The 14,791-nt window shown below is 41.6% G+C and carries 14 protein-coding genes; 10 read left to right on the top strand and 4 right to left on the bottom strand.

The genetic code is table 11. The features are described 5' to 3' along the window. Position 1: 1 nt before the first annotated feature. The 3 genes from IQ230_RS06190 to IQ230_RS06180 form a co-directional block, all read right to left on the bottom strand. Positions 2-2,386 (bottom strand): CHASE2 domain-containing protein, encoded by a 2,385-nt coding sequence (locus IQ230_RS06190; RefSeq protein ID WP_193931178.1) that lies wholly within the window; start codon positions 2,384-2,386, stop codon positions 2-4. Positions 2,387-2,416: 30 nt separating this feature from the next. Then, positions 2,417-3,391, bottom strand: coding sequence for a DUF1822 family protein (locus IQ230_RS06185; protein WP_193931177.1), 975 nt, complete (start codon positions 3,389-3,391; stop codon positions 2,417-2,419). Positions 3,392-3,505: 114 nt separating this feature from the next. Further along, positions 3,506-4,144, bottom strand: coding sequence for a sigma-70 family RNA polymerase sigma factor (locus IQ230_RS06180; RefSeq protein WP_193931176.1), 639 nt, complete (start codon positions 4,142-4,144; stop codon positions 3,506-3,508). Between the two features lie 214 nt (positions 4,145-4,358). Here IQ230_RS06180 and IQ230_RS06175 point away from each other — a divergent pair, with 214 nt between their 5' ends. From IQ230_RS06175 to IQ230_RS06145, 7 genes are all read left to right on the top strand, one after another. Further along, entirely contained in the window at positions 4,359-4,616 is a 258-nt protein-coding gene (locus IQ230_RS06175) for a hypothetical protein (RefSeq protein WP_193931175.1), read from the top strand. Positions 4,617-4,899: 283 nt separating this feature from the next. Further along, positions 4,900-5,805: an EboA family metabolite traffic protein gene (locus IQ230_RS06170; RefSeq protein WP_193931174.1), complete on the top strand. Its 906-nt coding sequence runs from the start codon at positions 4,900-4,902 to the stop codon at positions 5,803-5,805. A gap of 91 nt (positions 5,806-5,896) precedes the next feature. Continuing rightward, complete coding sequence (locus IQ230_RS06165; protein WP_228054630.1) at positions 5,897-6,805, top strand: TatD family hydrolase; 909 nt, start codon at positions 5,897-5,899, stop codon at positions 6,803-6,805. Between the two features lie 65 nt (positions 6,806-6,870). Further along, a complete protein-coding gene (eboC, locus tag IQ230_RS06160; RefSeq protein ID WP_193931173.1) occupies positions 6,871-7,779 on the top strand; it encodes a UbiA-like protein EboC in 909 nt (302 codons plus the stop codon). A gap of 13 nt (positions 7,780-7,792) precedes the next feature. Further along, on the top strand, positions 7,793-9,019 hold the full coding sequence (locus tag IQ230_RS06155; RefSeq protein ID WP_193931172.1) for a 3-dehydroquinate synthase: 1,227 nt from the start codon (positions 7,793-7,795) through the stop codon (positions 9,017-9,019). Positions 9,020-9,099: 80 nt separating this feature from the next. After that, positions 9,100-10,374 carry a metabolite traffic protein EboE gene (eboE, locus tag IQ230_RS06150; RefSeq protein ID WP_228054629.1) on the top strand — a complete coding sequence of 425 codons (1,275 nt, stop codon included), beginning with the start codon at positions 9,100-9,102 and terminating at the stop codon, positions 10,372-10,374. Positions 10,375-10,413: 39 nt separating this feature from the next. Next, entirely contained in the window at positions 10,414-11,805 is a 1,392-nt protein-coding gene (locus IQ230_RS06145; RefSeq protein ID WP_193931171.1) for an alkaline phosphatase family protein, read from the top strand. On the opposite strand, the gene IQ230_RS06140 is transcribed toward IQ230_RS06145, so the two are convergent. Next, a complete protein-coding gene (locus IQ230_RS06140) occupies positions 11,797-13,002 on the bottom strand; it encodes a Coenzyme F420 hydrogenase/dehydrogenase, beta subunit C-terminal domain (RefSeq protein WP_193931170.1) in 1,206 nt (401 codons plus the stop codon). The genes IQ230_RS06145 and IQ230_RS06140 overlap by 9 nt on opposite strands. Before the next feature lie 151 nt (positions 13,003-13,153). Between IQ230_RS06140 and IQ230_RS06135 the strand changes: the two genes are divergently transcribed. The 3 genes from IQ230_RS06135 (at position 13,154) to IQ230_RS06125 (ending at position 14,768) form a co-directional block, all read left to right on the top strand. Then, the gene (locus tag IQ230_RS06135; protein WP_193931169.1) at positions 13,154-13,411 is read left to right on the top strand and encodes an AbrB/MazE/SpoVT family DNA-binding domain-containing protein; all 258 of its coding nucleotides are present in this window, start codon (positions 13,154-13,156) and stop codon (positions 13,409-13,411) included. Continuing rightward, a complete protein-coding gene (locus tag IQ230_RS06130; protein ID WP_193931168.1) occupies positions 13,405-13,728 on the top strand; it encodes a type II toxin-antitoxin system PemK/MazF family toxin in 324 nt (107 codons plus the stop codon). The genes IQ230_RS06135 and IQ230_RS06130 overlap by 7 nt, the downstream gene beginning before the upstream one ends. 167 nt (positions 13,729-13,895) lie before the next feature. Next, a complete protein-coding gene (locus tag IQ230_RS06125) occupies positions 13,896-14,768 on the top strand; it encodes an acyl-CoA desaturase (protein ID WP_193931167.1) in 873 nt (290 codons plus the stop codon). Positions 14,769-14,791 lie beyond the last annotated feature (23 nt).

Below are 14,791 nucleotides of genomic sequence, written 5' to 3'. Positions count from 1 at the left end.
TTTAAGTACTCCCTGAGTAGAGTTTTGTACGCTGTTTCTGTTCCTGTTTTTGAGAAGTAGTTTGTACGACAACACCAGCGCTAGTTGCAACCAATGCTAACCCTGATGGAATTAACGGCACCCAACAGCTTTGGAACGAAAAAGATGCAACACATAGCGCAGACAGGACAATGAGTGTCAAGAGTAATGCCAGTTCTAGATGTAATACTGAACGGTAGCGCCAAGCAAGCAAACCACCTAGAATTGACCAGCCCCAAATCCATAGTAATTCGCCCCACTGCGGTAACACCCACAACAATGGTCGTTGATTTTTGACAACACTGAGTAGTTGACTAACCATTTGGGCGTGGACAAACACGCCTGCCATTTTTTGGTACGTCCCTCCACCCGTACTATAAGGTGTCGCAAAATAATCGCCAACACTAGGAGCAGTCACACCAATCAAAACAATCCTATTCTTAACATCATCAGGTCTGACTCGATTTCGCAAAACATCAGTTAGTGTAACTCTGCTCGCAATATTTTCTGGCGATCGGTAAGAATTGTAATTGAGCAGCATTTGAAAGCCTGCAGCATCAATGGTTTGATAACCTCCAGTGTGCGAGTGCAAGCGCGGTAAAACAACATCACCTAACTGTAATTGTCCTTCGGGTGTCCACTGAGGAAAAATCCCTTCAGCCGCTAAGTAACGAAATGCAAGTTGCGTGCTAAATGCATAAGGTGTACCGCAAATGGAAGCCGGATGCGGGTTAACTGCGACAAGATATCGTCGGAGAATTCCATCAGGGTCAAGAACAACATCGCTAAATCCTTGACGTGCTTCGGGAACTTCAGGCGGTGGAGCCACACTCGGATCTTCAGTTGCTGTCGGATCGCTAATTTTACAGACAGCAATAAAGCGATCGCTCTGTTGCATATACTTTGCCAAATCTTCTTGTTGAGGATTCACTGCATCTTCGCGATAAATATCTAAACCAATGGCTCGCGGTTGATGTTGCTCTAGTTTTTCTAAAAGTTGTGCTAGCGCCAAATCAGATAGCGATCCGGTGCGATTTTTCTGTTCTGGTAGTTTGAAATCTTCCTCGGTGATAGCGACAACTAACAATCGCGGATCAGCTGCCTCAGGCGATCGCAATCGCATTAGCTGATCAAAAGCCTTAAGTTCAAGTGGTTGTAGTGCTCCTACGTGACGTACTCCCCAAATGGCAGATGTTGTTACTATACTCGTCAGCAGCATTGTCCGTAACCGCTGTAATCCAATTTTTTTGAGCGTGCGGGGATGTTGGTAATTTTGAGTACTATCGACAAGCTGATTTGATAGGGCTGTCCATAGCGGTGGGTTCTCTGCGGGATTTTGATAAATGACAGGTAGCCAACTTGCACAAGGATACTGATCTTCTAATCCTTGTAGACGCTCGCGTGCTTCACGTACTGATAAATAAAAAGACTGACCACCAGCAAAAGTATACAAAAAATTCTTGAGAAACTCGTGCGCCACTTTATCTGGTACTGGCTCCCGCATGACAATTACTTGCGGAATATATAAGTTGGCAAGTTCGCGTGCTAATCCTAAACCATCACAGGAATTAAAAATCGCTAGCTTTAAGCCGTGTGCTACAGCAGTTTTGAGTGCATACTTTAAATCGCTAATTGACAAGCTATCAGTTTGATTGATACAAATTCGACCATCTCCGTTAGCCAAACTTGAACTATGCCCTGCAAAAAAAAGAATATCCCAGCCTTGGCTCCATAATTGATTGTTGAGTTCTTGGCGTTGTGGTTCAACTAAAAACTGCACAGTTGCGCCAGGTAGTTTTTCTAGCAAAGCCCGATCTGCTTGGGTATCAATTCCTGTACTATCACCAAGAATGGCAAGAATAGTGACTTTATTTTTGAGTTGAGAAACTTGTTTGACTCGTTCGTAGGCTGGGGTGCTAAGGGCAATTTCTGCTTTAGGGTAACGCTCGAAGAGATCGCAGAAATGCCAAGGTAAGCGTTGCAAAAGCTCATCTTCTGTTTGTAAAATAACTCGAATCTCATCTGATGGCAGCAATTTCTCCAACCATTTTTCCCGAATCGAACGAAAAGACTCAGAGTGTATCCAGCTATTTAAACGGTTGCGTAAGACTTGTACGGCGTGCCAGCAATCATCAATCACTGAAACGTTTGTTACTTGAATAGGCTTTGCTTCTAGACGGGTAGACCAACCTAAACAAAGATATGCTGATTGCCAACAATTGTAGTACTGAGGAATTTCTGGAGCAGGTGGTAGCTTACCTAAAGTTTGGATTGCCGGAGAATCACCTTCTTCTCCTATTTGCATCGTTACAGGGAATCCCTGCTCAAAGCTTCCTTCGCCTACTTTTAAAACAACTAACTTAGCCACTACGGTGTTCCTGCAGGCGCGGTGATGAAATTAAATCATAAAGTTTTCTATTATGCTGTCACTGCCAAGCGCTACTCGCACACTAAACTTTTCTCCTGGTTTTCCACTAAACTGTAACTGAATATAATTATCGGCTTTTCTTGCTTGAGCTTCAAGGAAAACTGCTTCAGAAGCATCCAAAACAGTTAGCTGTAGTTGAGGTGGTAGATACATTTGACTGCCTGTAGGATGAACTTGTAGCAAAATATCCATTTTTTGGTCAGACATTGAGCGCAGTTCGACAATCAAAGCAACTGCGTGACCTGCTAGTTGCATGCCTAAATCAATTAATTTAGCACGGCGAATCCGGTCTTCTCGATTCTCGTTTGCTCCACCTACGACAGGATCAGAGCGGCGAAAACTAAACACCAAGTTGGTTCGTGCTGGTCCTAAAATTGTTTCAATACCTTGCCATCCTGCCTCAAATACACGATCAAACCATTGGCTTAACTGCACTACTGGTTGCTGATTCTCAACAGCTAGTTTTAAATCATTCAAATGCGCAAGTAAGTCTTCGAGTGGTTGTAACTCGTCAATTGCTAATTGCGCGATTGCTCTTGGGGTAAATCCTAATAATGTTGCTTCGCGGAGTGCTTCATCAAACTGCACGACAACATATCCAATTCGATCCTCCCATACTTCTGGGGGAACATCGCACTGAACGGAAGGCGATCGCACCCAGCGACACTCTAAACGACCCAGTCCTGATACTTCTAAGTCAGCAATATCAGCACACAACTGCAATACTGGATTCCAACTATCACTTGCTGTAATATTTGTATCAATACCCATCATCTGTAAGTAGTTATCAACTATGCAAACAGCTAGGGTATTTAATTTTATTTTTTCTACCTTGTCTGGAAAATTTTGTACTTGATCGACAAATTTTTGGGCAGTTTCTTGTGCAATTTGAGTAATAGGTAGTGGCAAGGCAAATCCTTGTATTTGCTTAGTATCTTTAGGCATAGTTTAAATTCTCAATTTTGTATTATTATTTTTTACCTGCAAGTTACGGCACTTTTTTGGCTTATATTTAAGTAGTCATCAAATAAAAAAACTGATATACCATTTAAAGCTTCATCATAAATAACCTTGAGATTCACCAAATTTACGCAAGCGAGGAATACATTGCCTTCTATAAAAACTTGTTAAAGTAGAAATTGAAATTCGGTATTCTTCAGATAACTTCTCCCAACTTGTTTCTGGAGGTAGTCTTTGTAAAATCAATACTTGACAATTAACTTTCGGGTGCCCTTGAATATGAACGCGACGTAACTCGCCATCAAAGTCAGTTTTCGCCCAAGTAATTGTCATTTCTAGAATAGGTGGAATATCAGGTGGTGCAACCAAAGCAGCTGTAGTGTCAATAACTTCATCTTCTGTGGTCTGAAATGAGGCAGTTTGAGTAAGAGTTTCATATTCTTCGACACGAAAATCTTGTAGCCGTCGCCTCAAATAAGCATTTAGCCAAGTAGTCACACTACTACGATTTGGATCGTATCTTTCCCCTGTATTTGCTTCGCATAAATTGCGACAGAAATATAGCCAAGTTTTCTGCAGTGCATCCTCATAATAAGGAGAAGTATCCTTCCAGAGTTTGCCAGATTTGCAGATCGCGCGCACAATCTTTGTTAAACCTTGCTGACGTTCAACACTATTTTGTTTATATCGACAAGTTGTTATTATTAACTGACGTAGTTGTGTTTCTAGTTGATCCATATCAGCTTTGTTGAACACAAGTAAGATTGAACCTTAAATAACTAAAATTAATCAATAATTCTTTTACCCCTTTTGCTTAGTATTCATCTATTCATTTGCTTTTAAGAATCTGAAGTTGAGCACTTGCCAAGAAAGAATGAGTGCGTGAAACATTATATAATTCTTTGATAAGCAAACTTATCTATAACATCTATCAATAGCAAAGTGCCTGGCTATGACAAACCAGTTATCTAACTATCATGCGATCGCTACTTTAAAGATTAGTTGTAACGGCTGTTGCTCCTTAAGTCACTTGCTATCTAAATTATCAGTAGCAAAAAAAATAATTATGCAAGTCTTTTTTCACAAAGCTGTTTCTTCAATTTATATACTTGCAATTGGCAATCTTGGTTCGCAAAAACCCCAGACATCAGTAACTTACCCTCTTTACCTATTTTCTGTGCGTGCCATAGCATCAGCGAATGCCCCTTAAGAGTGTATTATTTAATTTTTCTTTAAGCTTCTACTGTAAAATTGCGGTATCAGTGAGGTTCTTGCTTGTAGTGTCGTCATGAGAGACAAGTTAGCAACCCGAACTCAAGCATCAAGCTTCTTCTAAGTCAAGCTTCGTACAGTACTCAAGATTCCAAAAACGAACAACCTCAAACAAAGTTCTACAATCATCAATCAACAAAACTTATACATTACGGTTTTGGTGATTTGGAGTATGTTCTCTTTAAATTAAGATTAGCGAGAAGTTAATTGTATCAAGCTTTATGAAGTCGGCAACTAACTATGATGTGACTCAAGTAACAAAACTGTTACACAACTGCTTATCACGGCAGATTTCTCATACAAGTCTAAGTTGGTTGGCAGAAAAAAGAAACCAAATCGCTCAAGGAGCAACACAGCGAGTCTTTTATACAACTTTTAGTGCAGTACCTCGCTATCTTGGCAAAAACTCATTAACCCTATCAGCAGAAGATCTGCTAGCAGCCCAGACAATTCGCCTTGGTTGGAATCCTCAGCACTGGAGTGTCGATCAAGCAGGGCGGGCGTTAGTTGTTTTATCCTTACCTCATGCAGATGTTGAGAAATATTTATGGATACTCGACCAAGTCTTCACAACAGCAGATGTAAGAGAATTAGTTGCCTTGTATCAAAGTTTACCCTTACTGCCACATCCAGAAAAGCATTGTGCTAGAGCCGCAGAGGGAGTACGGAGTAATATGACAACTGTATTTAATGCTGTCGCTTTGCGTAATCCTTATCCAGCAGAATATTTTGACGATCTTGCTTGGAATCAAATGATCCTCAAAGCAGTTTTTGTGGAGAGTCCGTTGTATCTTATTCAAGGTAGCGATCGCCGTGCCAACCCAGAGTTGGCTAGAATGCTGGTTGATTACGTACGCGAACGCTGGGCAGCAAAACGAAGTGTGACACCTGAACTATGGCGCTTTGTTGGGTATTCTGATACAGAATTACAAGCTTTGGCAAAAGTATTACAAGAGGATGATATCGTTCAACAAGAAGCTGCAGCTTTAGCGTGTGCGCAGTCTCCGCTACCACAAGCCCAAGAATTACTAGCACGTTACCCAAATTTACAAGCAGCAATTCATCACGGCGATCTGACATGGAGTAGCTTTAGCTGCAATCGCCTCGGCGCTGATGTAGGAAACTAATTCGCACTTATTCCTATCAATTACCTACTATCTAACTTTTACCCTGACCTCTGACTTCTGACCTCCGACCCCTACTATAACCAATTATCCTATGATGTTCATTGACCCTCATATCCACATGGTTTCGCGGACAACCTACGATTACATGGTGATGCGCGAGTATGGTGTTGTCGCCGTCATTGAACCGTCGTTTTGGCTAGGGCAACCGCGCACAAGTTCTGGATCGTTTAAAGATTACTTTAGTAGTCTTGTGGGCTGGGAACGCTTTCGGGCAAATCAGTTTGGTATTCAGCACTATTGTACGATTGGCTTGAACCCCAAAGAAGCGAACAGCGAAGCTTTAGCCGAAATGGTGATGGAACTGTTGCCGCTGTACGCGTGTAAAGAAGGAGTCGTGGCAATTGGTGAAATTGGCTATGACGATATGACACCTGCTGAGGACAAATATTTTTGTCAACAACTTGAACTCGCCCAAGAACTCGATATGTTGGTGTTGATTCACACGCCGCATCGCAATAAAAAAGCTGGTGCTAGCCGAAGTATGGATCGCTGTGTTGAATATGGTTTAGCACCATCACGAGTTATTATTGACCATAACAACGAAGAAACTGTAGAAGAAGTGCTAGCACGTGGGTTTTGGGCAGCGTTTACAATTTACCCATATACCAAAATGGGTAATGCACGGATGGTTGAGATTGTCCGTCAATATGGGTGCGATCGCATTATTGTTGATAGTAGTGCTGATTGGGGTGTGAGCGATCCGCTAGCTGTACCAAAAACCGCACAACTGATGCTTGAACGCGGAATTCCTGAAGCACACGTTAGGGCAGTATGCTATGAAAATGCTTTAGCAGCCTATAGTCAAAGCCATCAATTCAGTGAAACCGACTGGCTAAATTCCTTGACAATTGACCAACGCGAACTTTACTATGGCAACTCCGTCTTACGCGGACAAACGCCCGTTGTCGAAGCTAGCCGCGATCAGATCTTGATTGAGTAAAAATTAAATTTTAGTTTCAGCATTAAGTAATACCCATTACCGAATTACTATTGGGAGATACATAAATGTTGCAAGCAGCGAAAAGCCAAACACGGGCTTATTTGCAACTTATGCGACCTGCTAACATTGTCACAGCTTGGGCAGATATTTTAGTTGGCTTCGCGGCATCTGGTTCAGTATTGTGGCGACAAGTAGATATTCTCAATCTTTTGCCTTTAGTTTGGCTATTATTGGCAACAAGTGGTTTGTATGGTGGCGGCGTCGTTTTTAATGATGTATTTGATGCCGAATTAGACGCTCAAGAACGACCAGAAAGACCAATACCTAGTGGTACTATTGCTAGACAAAATGCGATCGCCTTAGGAACTTTTCTTTTAGTTATTGGTATCATTGCATCTGCCCAAGTCTCAGCGACAAGCCTTGTTATTGCTGCTACAGTTGCTTTTGCAGCGATTCTTTACGATGCGTTTAGCAAACACCATGTTGTTTTTGGTCCACTAAATATGGGAATTTGTCGCGGAGGTAATCTGCTACTCGGCGTGAGTGCGGTTCCTGCGATGGTAGAACACCTGTGGTTTTTAGCGTTAATTCCAATTGCTTACATTGCAGCAATTACTGCGATTAGCCAAGGTGAAGTTCACGGCGGAAAAAATAGCACTGGCATCATTGCATTAGTCATGATTGCAGGAGTTATCAGCGGAGTTTTAACGCTAGGGATATTGCCAGAATATCAAGTGATGACTGCATTACCTTTTGTGGCATTGTTTGCTTGGCGTGTTGTTCCTGCTTTTGTGCAAGCTTGGCGCGAAGCCACTCCGGTTAATATTCGTATCGCAGTCAAAGCGGGCGTATTGTCGCTGATTATTTTAGATGCAGCGATCGCATCTGGTTTTGCAGGTTTACCTTATGGCTTACTCGTGTTAGGTTTACTGCCTATTTCATTGAGTTTAGCTCAAATTTTTGCTGTCACTTAATTTAATAGTAATTATGACGATTGGGATCAAAAGTGCATCTGATATGCGTTCGCGAAGCGTTCCCTTTGGGAAATCGCTTAAACAATGTGTCCCTGTGACATTTAATTATGATGTCCACTTCACTAATGGACTATTTGAGTTAGATAATCCTCTCCTCGCACAAGTTCTTACCATCGACGGAGATAGCCCAAAAAAAGTATTAACGGTAATTGATGCAGGTTTACTACAACATCAACCAACACTACTAGATAAATTAGCTGCCTATGCTGAGTTTTATCGAAATACATTTATACTCGTTAAACATCCGGCGATCGTTCCTGGGGGAGAAGCGGCAAAGAACGATCCTAAACTGATTGAACAACTTCACCAAATTATTGATCGTAGTGGATTGTGTCGCCATTCTTATGTATTAGCAATTGGTGGTGGTGCAGTATTAGATATGGCAGGATACGCAGCAGCAACAGCACATCGAGGAATTCGCTTAATTCGCGTTCCGACGACAGTATTGGCACAAAATGATTCAGGTGTCGGCGTCAAAAATGGCATCAATGCATTTGGTAAGAAGAATTTCTTAGGAACTTTTGCACCACCTTATGCTGTATTAAACGATCTTAATTTTCTCACAACGCTTGATGAGCGTGACTGGCGTTCTGGAATTGCCGAAGCTGTGAAAGTCGCACTAATTAAAGATGCAGACTTTTTTAAATTCATTACGAAACACGCAACTGTATTAACGCAACGCGATCTGCAAGCAATGCAAGAATTAATTTATCGTTGCGCTCAATTACACTTAGAGCATATTGCAACTAGTGGCGATCCGTTCGAGAAAGGTTCCTCACGCCCTTTAGACTTTGGACATTGGGCGGCACATAAACTCGAACAGTTGACGAACTACAACCTACGTCATGGAGAAGCTGTGGTGATTGGGATAGCTTTGGATAGCACCTATTCCTATTTAATCGGGCTACTCACAAAATCAGATTGGCAGCAGATTTTAGATACACTCCAAGCACTCGGTTTTAGTTTATATGTACCGGAATTAGTAGATAAATTACATCAACCAGAACATTCTGATTGTATTTTCCGAGGGCTGAGTGAGTTTCGGGAACACTTAGGCGGAGAATTAACGCTGATGCTGCTAGAGAAGATTGGTAAAGGAGTTGAGGTGCATCAAGTCGATTTATTAGTGTATGAGAAGGCAATCGCCTTGTTGCAACAATACCATGACAAGCTTGGCTAAAGTCGCAGCTATATATATTAAGTCCACCTTCGTGGACTGTTGATATCGAAACATAAAACCTGTGAAGACAGGTTTCGTTTATGCAGCTGCGGTTGAAACCGCTGTTGAAAGAAGCACAATTACATCTAAGGAAAATGCAGCTAGAAAATATTCACTTGACGTATTGCACAAATGTTCATCCTGGTGAATCTTGGCAGGATGTATTTGCAAACTTAAAAGCCTATATTCCTGAACTCAAAGCTAGAATAGCACCAAAAAAGCCGTTCGGCATTGGTTTAAGATTAGCTGCTAAAGCAGCAAGTGAACTTCTAGAAAGTAATTATCTAGCACAATTTCAAGCTTGGTTAAATCAGAACAACTTATATGTTTTTACCTTAAACGGATTTCCTTACGGCGGATTTCATCATCAAGTCGTCAAAGACAAAGTATATGCACCCGATTGGCAAACAAGCGATCGCCTCAACTACACCTTACATTTAACTCAAATTCTGGCAACGCTATTACCTCAAGGTATCGATGGCGGAATTTCTACATTGCCACTGTCTTACAAACCTTGGTTTACAAAAGTCAGTACAGATAGTGTATTTGAGAGTGCCACGCTAAATATAGCCGCAGTCGCTGCCGAAATGGCGCGTGTTCGCAAAGCAACAGGTAAGTTAGTTCATCTCGATTTAGAACCTGAACCTGACGGATTAATTGAAAATACAACAGAGGTCATTAACTTTTTTCATTCTTGGCTACTACCAATTGGTGGAAACTATCTCAGTAAAACTTTAGAAATTTCTCAAGCTACCGCAGAAGCGTTATTACTTGAACATATTTGTATTTGCTATGATACGTGTCATTTTGCTGTAGAGTACGAAGAGCCTAAGTCTGCTTTTACACGTTTACAAGCAGCAGGAATTCACATCGGTAAAATTCAAATTAGTGCAGCCATCCAAGTTGCATTGCCAAAAGAAATAGCCCAGCGCAAAATTGTTAGCGATCGCTTAAGTTCATTTGCAGAATCAACTTATTTACATCAAGTTATCGCGCGATCGCAAGATGGTACGTTACATCACTACTCAGATCTCAGCACAGCATTACCTCATCTAGAACAATCTACTGCCCAAGAGTGGCGAACCCACTTTCACGTTCCCATTTTTATTCGCGATTATCAAACGTTGCAATCTACACAAGATGATATTGTTGAAGTTCTCAATTTATTAGGACAACCATGTCACCATTTAGAAATTGAAACTTACACCTGGGATGTACTACCACCAGCAATGAAACTAGATTTACTCGCCTCAATTCAACGCGAATATGAATGGGTGTTAAGCAAGCTGTTAGCAATTTCTTCTGTTAGCAATTAGCTTTTTACAGCATCTTAGCGAATTTCCTCAAACAAAGTTATGCACAAAACCGTTGTTCTAAATGTAGTCGGGTTAACGCCTAGTTTATTAGGCGAACATACACCATTCTTATCAAAATGGGCAGCTTTAGGACAAATAGCTTCTATTAAACCAGTGTTACCTGCGGTAACGTGTTCGGTGCAAGCAAGTTATTTAACTGGGAAGTATCCTCAAGATCACGGTATTGTTGCCAATGGTTGGTACTTCCGTGATGAGTGTGAGGTGAAATTTTGGCGACAGTCGAACAAATTAGTTCAAGCTAAGAAAATATGGGAAGCGGTACGCACTCTAAATCCCACTTTCACCTGCGCGAATCTCTTTTGGTGGTATAATATGTACTCCTCAGTCGATATTTCGGTAACGCCACGACCGATGTATCCTGCAGATGGTAGAAAGATTCCTGATATTTACACGCAACCTGCAGATTTGAGATTTAAGTTGCAAGAACGTTTGGGGACTTTTCCCTTGTTTGAATTTTGGGGACCAAAAACAACTATACGTTCGACGCAGTGGATTGCTTCTTCTGCGATCGCTGTAGAGGAAATGTATTCTCCAACACTAACACTCATTTATCTTCCGCATTTAGATTACTGCTTACAGCGTTTAGGAACTGATCCAAGCGCGATCGCCTGTGATTTACAAGAAGTAGACGCAGTGTGTCAAAGCTTAATTGAATTCTACGAGTCACATTCTGCCAAAGTTATTGTCCTTTCTGAATATGGTATTACCTCTGTTAATCGTGCAGTTTCCTTAAATCGAGTTTTGCGCGAACATGGTTATTTAGCAATACGCGAAGAACTTGGAAGAGAACTTTTAGATCCAGGTGCAAGCACAGCTTTTGCCGTTGCAGATCACCAAATTGCCCATATTTATATTAGCGATTGCAATAAGATTGCAGAAGTACAGCAACTCATCGAACAAGTACCAGGAGTTGACTTTGTTTTGGGTGAAGAAGGTCAAGCAGCGTATCATTTAAATCATCCACGTTCTGGTGCATTGGTAGCTGTTGCTGCCCCTGATGCATGGTTTACTTATTATTATTGGCTTGATGACAACAAAGCACCAGACTTTGCTCGCACTGTGGATATTCACCGCAAACCAGGCTACGATCCTGTAGAATTATTCGTCGATCCCGCGATTCGCTGGCAACAACTAAAAGTTGCCAAAATTTTACTACAAAAGCAACTCGGATTTCGTACCTTGATGGATATTATTCCTTTAGACGCTTCTTTAGTTAAAGGTTCACACGGGCGAATTCCTACTTCTACCGACGAAGCACCATTATTGATGACACGCGATTGCGCTTTCAAGAGTACCCGAGGCGATCGCCTTCCTCACTCAACCTTAGAATCAACCGATGTCTACGATGTCATTCTGTCACATCTACTCTGATGGTAACTTGTATTGACTAACAATTCGCTTGGCAAACTCTGGTACGTGCGCAGCTAACTTTTCAGGATAATGGCGCTTGACATACAAGTAATTACGAGTGAAGTGTGAATCAATCGAAAATCGGGCGTATTCCAAGCCTTTAGGACCAATTTTTTCAATGACAACACCCATAAGTTTGGCAGCCCACATCGGTAGTGTAACGCCTTTGTCGTAGGCAGGGATACTTTGTTGCACTGCTGCGGTGCGATCGCCTTTTGACATCACAGATTGTGTTTCTAGCTGATCTTGAACTAAATCCAGCATTTCTTGTCCGCGATCGTTCCTGACAACCAGCCATTGCCAACCAAATGGTGCGCCCATGTAGCCTACCACTAAATCAGCAAGTGAATTCACATAATCAAAGCAACTCATACACGAAGGTGCAAACACATCTTTGAGTTGATTCGTCTTTAAACCAAAGAAAGGTACTGTTTCCTCTGAACCATCTTCATGCTTGAAGTGGACGCGAAAATCTTGCATAAACTCATAATGCACAACTGTATCAGGAGAACGACTCGTTGTCTCCAAAAATTTCTGTAATCCAGCCCGCGTTACATTGTCTACACAAGGAGTTCCCAACACATACAGTTTCTCCAACCCTAATTGCTTCTCTACTGCCCGTAAAGCTTGAATTTGACATCCCACACCAATAACCAACAACCGCTTCATCCCCGATTGTTCTACTTGTTCGAGGATGGAAAGATTCGGCGATAATGTTGGTTTATTCACCCGTGCTGCTAAAATCTCTTCTGGAGTACGGGCAATAATTGGCATTGGTTGAAAGCGATCTTCTTTGGTGTTTTGAACGCAAACGACGCCTTCTACTATGCTGCGATTGAGCATTTCAATTGCAATTGAACTCACAATTCCTGTCCACTGTGCCCCTGGAATTGGTTCAGTTTTACGCGCCGCCATCATAGTTTGATGAACGCCGAAGTAAAGTTCATCGGGATTATCTAAATCGCGGGCGCGAGTGTGCGATCGCATCTCTAATTCCGCAATCTGTTGATTAAGAAATGCACACGCTTCCTTGACATAGTGAATATAATATGTATCACACAGCCCACACTCGCTACAAAGTTCTTTTGCAGGGCGACGACTCGATGATTTTAATGCTTTAGCTTTTTTGTGCTTGGCTTGCGGTGTCACTGATGTCATGGGCGAAGGAGCATTGATGCAGAACTATCTTTACCCAACGATACATGAGAGTTGGTTTGACTTGTACTTTAGCCATCAATTTTGCAATATTTTGCAATTTCACAACGACGCTTTATTATGTAAGCACAATGTAATTACATCAAGACAATGTATGAGAACAGCTATTAAAACTCGCATAGTAAGAATTGGTAACTCTCAAGGAATTCGCATTCCTAAAACTCTGTTAGAGCAAAGTGGAATTTCCACAGATGTAGAAATCGAACTTCAGGATGGTTATCTAGTAATTCGTGCGGTATCGCGACGAAAGAGTTGGGATGAGGCGTTTGCAGCAATGGCAGAGCAAAAGGATGATACATTACTAGACGATGTTAGTACCACTGAGTGGGATCAAGCCGAGTGGGAATGGTAGTCAGGCGTTTTGATGTTTTCCTTATAAATCTCGATCCTACTGTCGGTAGTGAAATTCAGAAAACAAGACCTTGTCTAGTCATATCGCCAGACGAAATGAATAGGCATATCGCTACTGTCATTGTTGCTCCCATGATAACAAAAGGTCAGTCTTATCCTACGCGTGTAGCGTGTCAGTTTCAAGGCAAAGATGGACAGATTGTTCTCGATCAAATTCGTACTGTTGATAAAACTCGTTTGGTCAAATATTTAGGGCAGATTAGCTTAGAAGCACAACAGGTAGTTCTTAATACCTTAGCTGAGATGTTTGCTGAGTAATTTAGTATTTACTACAGATTGCCTAGTCAAACATACCGACAGATAAACTGCCCTAATGTATAGGCACAAAGATCCCTATGGATTGTAAGATTATCAATTGGCAAAACGTATCACACATAGCTAAATTCTGTCAATTTTGATAAGTTGTCATGGTGGCTTGAGGATACGTGCTGTCTGCAATCCAAACAGGAAACTTCTGTATGCCCGATCGCTCAAAATTTAATTATGCAGCTTTACCCTTCATTGGTATTCATCTTGCTTGCCTAGCAGTCTTTTGGCTGGGTATAGACTCAGTAGCAATCTCGATGTGTATTGTATTATTTCTCGTTCGCAAATTTGGCATTACTGGCGGCTATCATCGCTATTTCTCGCATCGTGCCTATAAAACTAGTCGTCTATTTCAATTTTTGCTGGGATTTTTAGGTGTAACTGCTGGACAAAGAGGCCCAGTTTGGTGGGCTGCACAACACCGTCATCATCACAAGTATTCTGACACAGACGAAGATATTCATTCAGCTGAAAAAAAAGGTTTTTACTGGTCACATGTAGGCTGGATATTGTCTCCAGAATATGACGACTATAACGAGAAATTAGTCAAAGATTTAACTCGTTACCCTGAACTACTTTGGTTAGAAAAATATCACTTTGCACCCCCTATCCTACTTGCGGTTGTCTGTTACTTAACTTACGGCTGGCTAGGACTATTTTGGGGCTTCTTTGTCAGTACAGTAGTTCTCTACCACACCACGTTTGCCATTAATTCTTTATGCCATGTATTCGGTAGTAAACGCTATGACACCGGAGAATCGAGTAAAAACTCATTGTGGTTAGCAATCATTACTTTAGGCGAAGGCTGGCACAACAATCACCACCGTTATCCTCTCGCAGCTTGTCAAGGGTTCTTTTGGTGGGAAATTGACATTAGTTACTACATTTTGGTTATTCTGTCGTGGTTAGGTATCGTCTGGGATTTAAAACAACCACCTAAACAACTTTTGCAACCCGAAGCCATGATTGCAAAAGCTTCATCCCTAGCCTAGTTTCTGTAATTATTACATATAGA

The organism is Gloeocapsopsis crepidinum LEGE 06123 (assembly GCF_015207655.1).
GTDB classification, from domain to species: domain Bacteria; phylum Cyanobacteriota; class Cyanobacteriia; order Cyanobacteriales; family Chroococcidiopsidaceae; genus Gloeocapsopsis; species Gloeocapsopsis crepidinum.
Note: the sequence above shows the minus strand (reverse complement) of the source record. Positions and strands in the feature narration are given on the sequence as shown.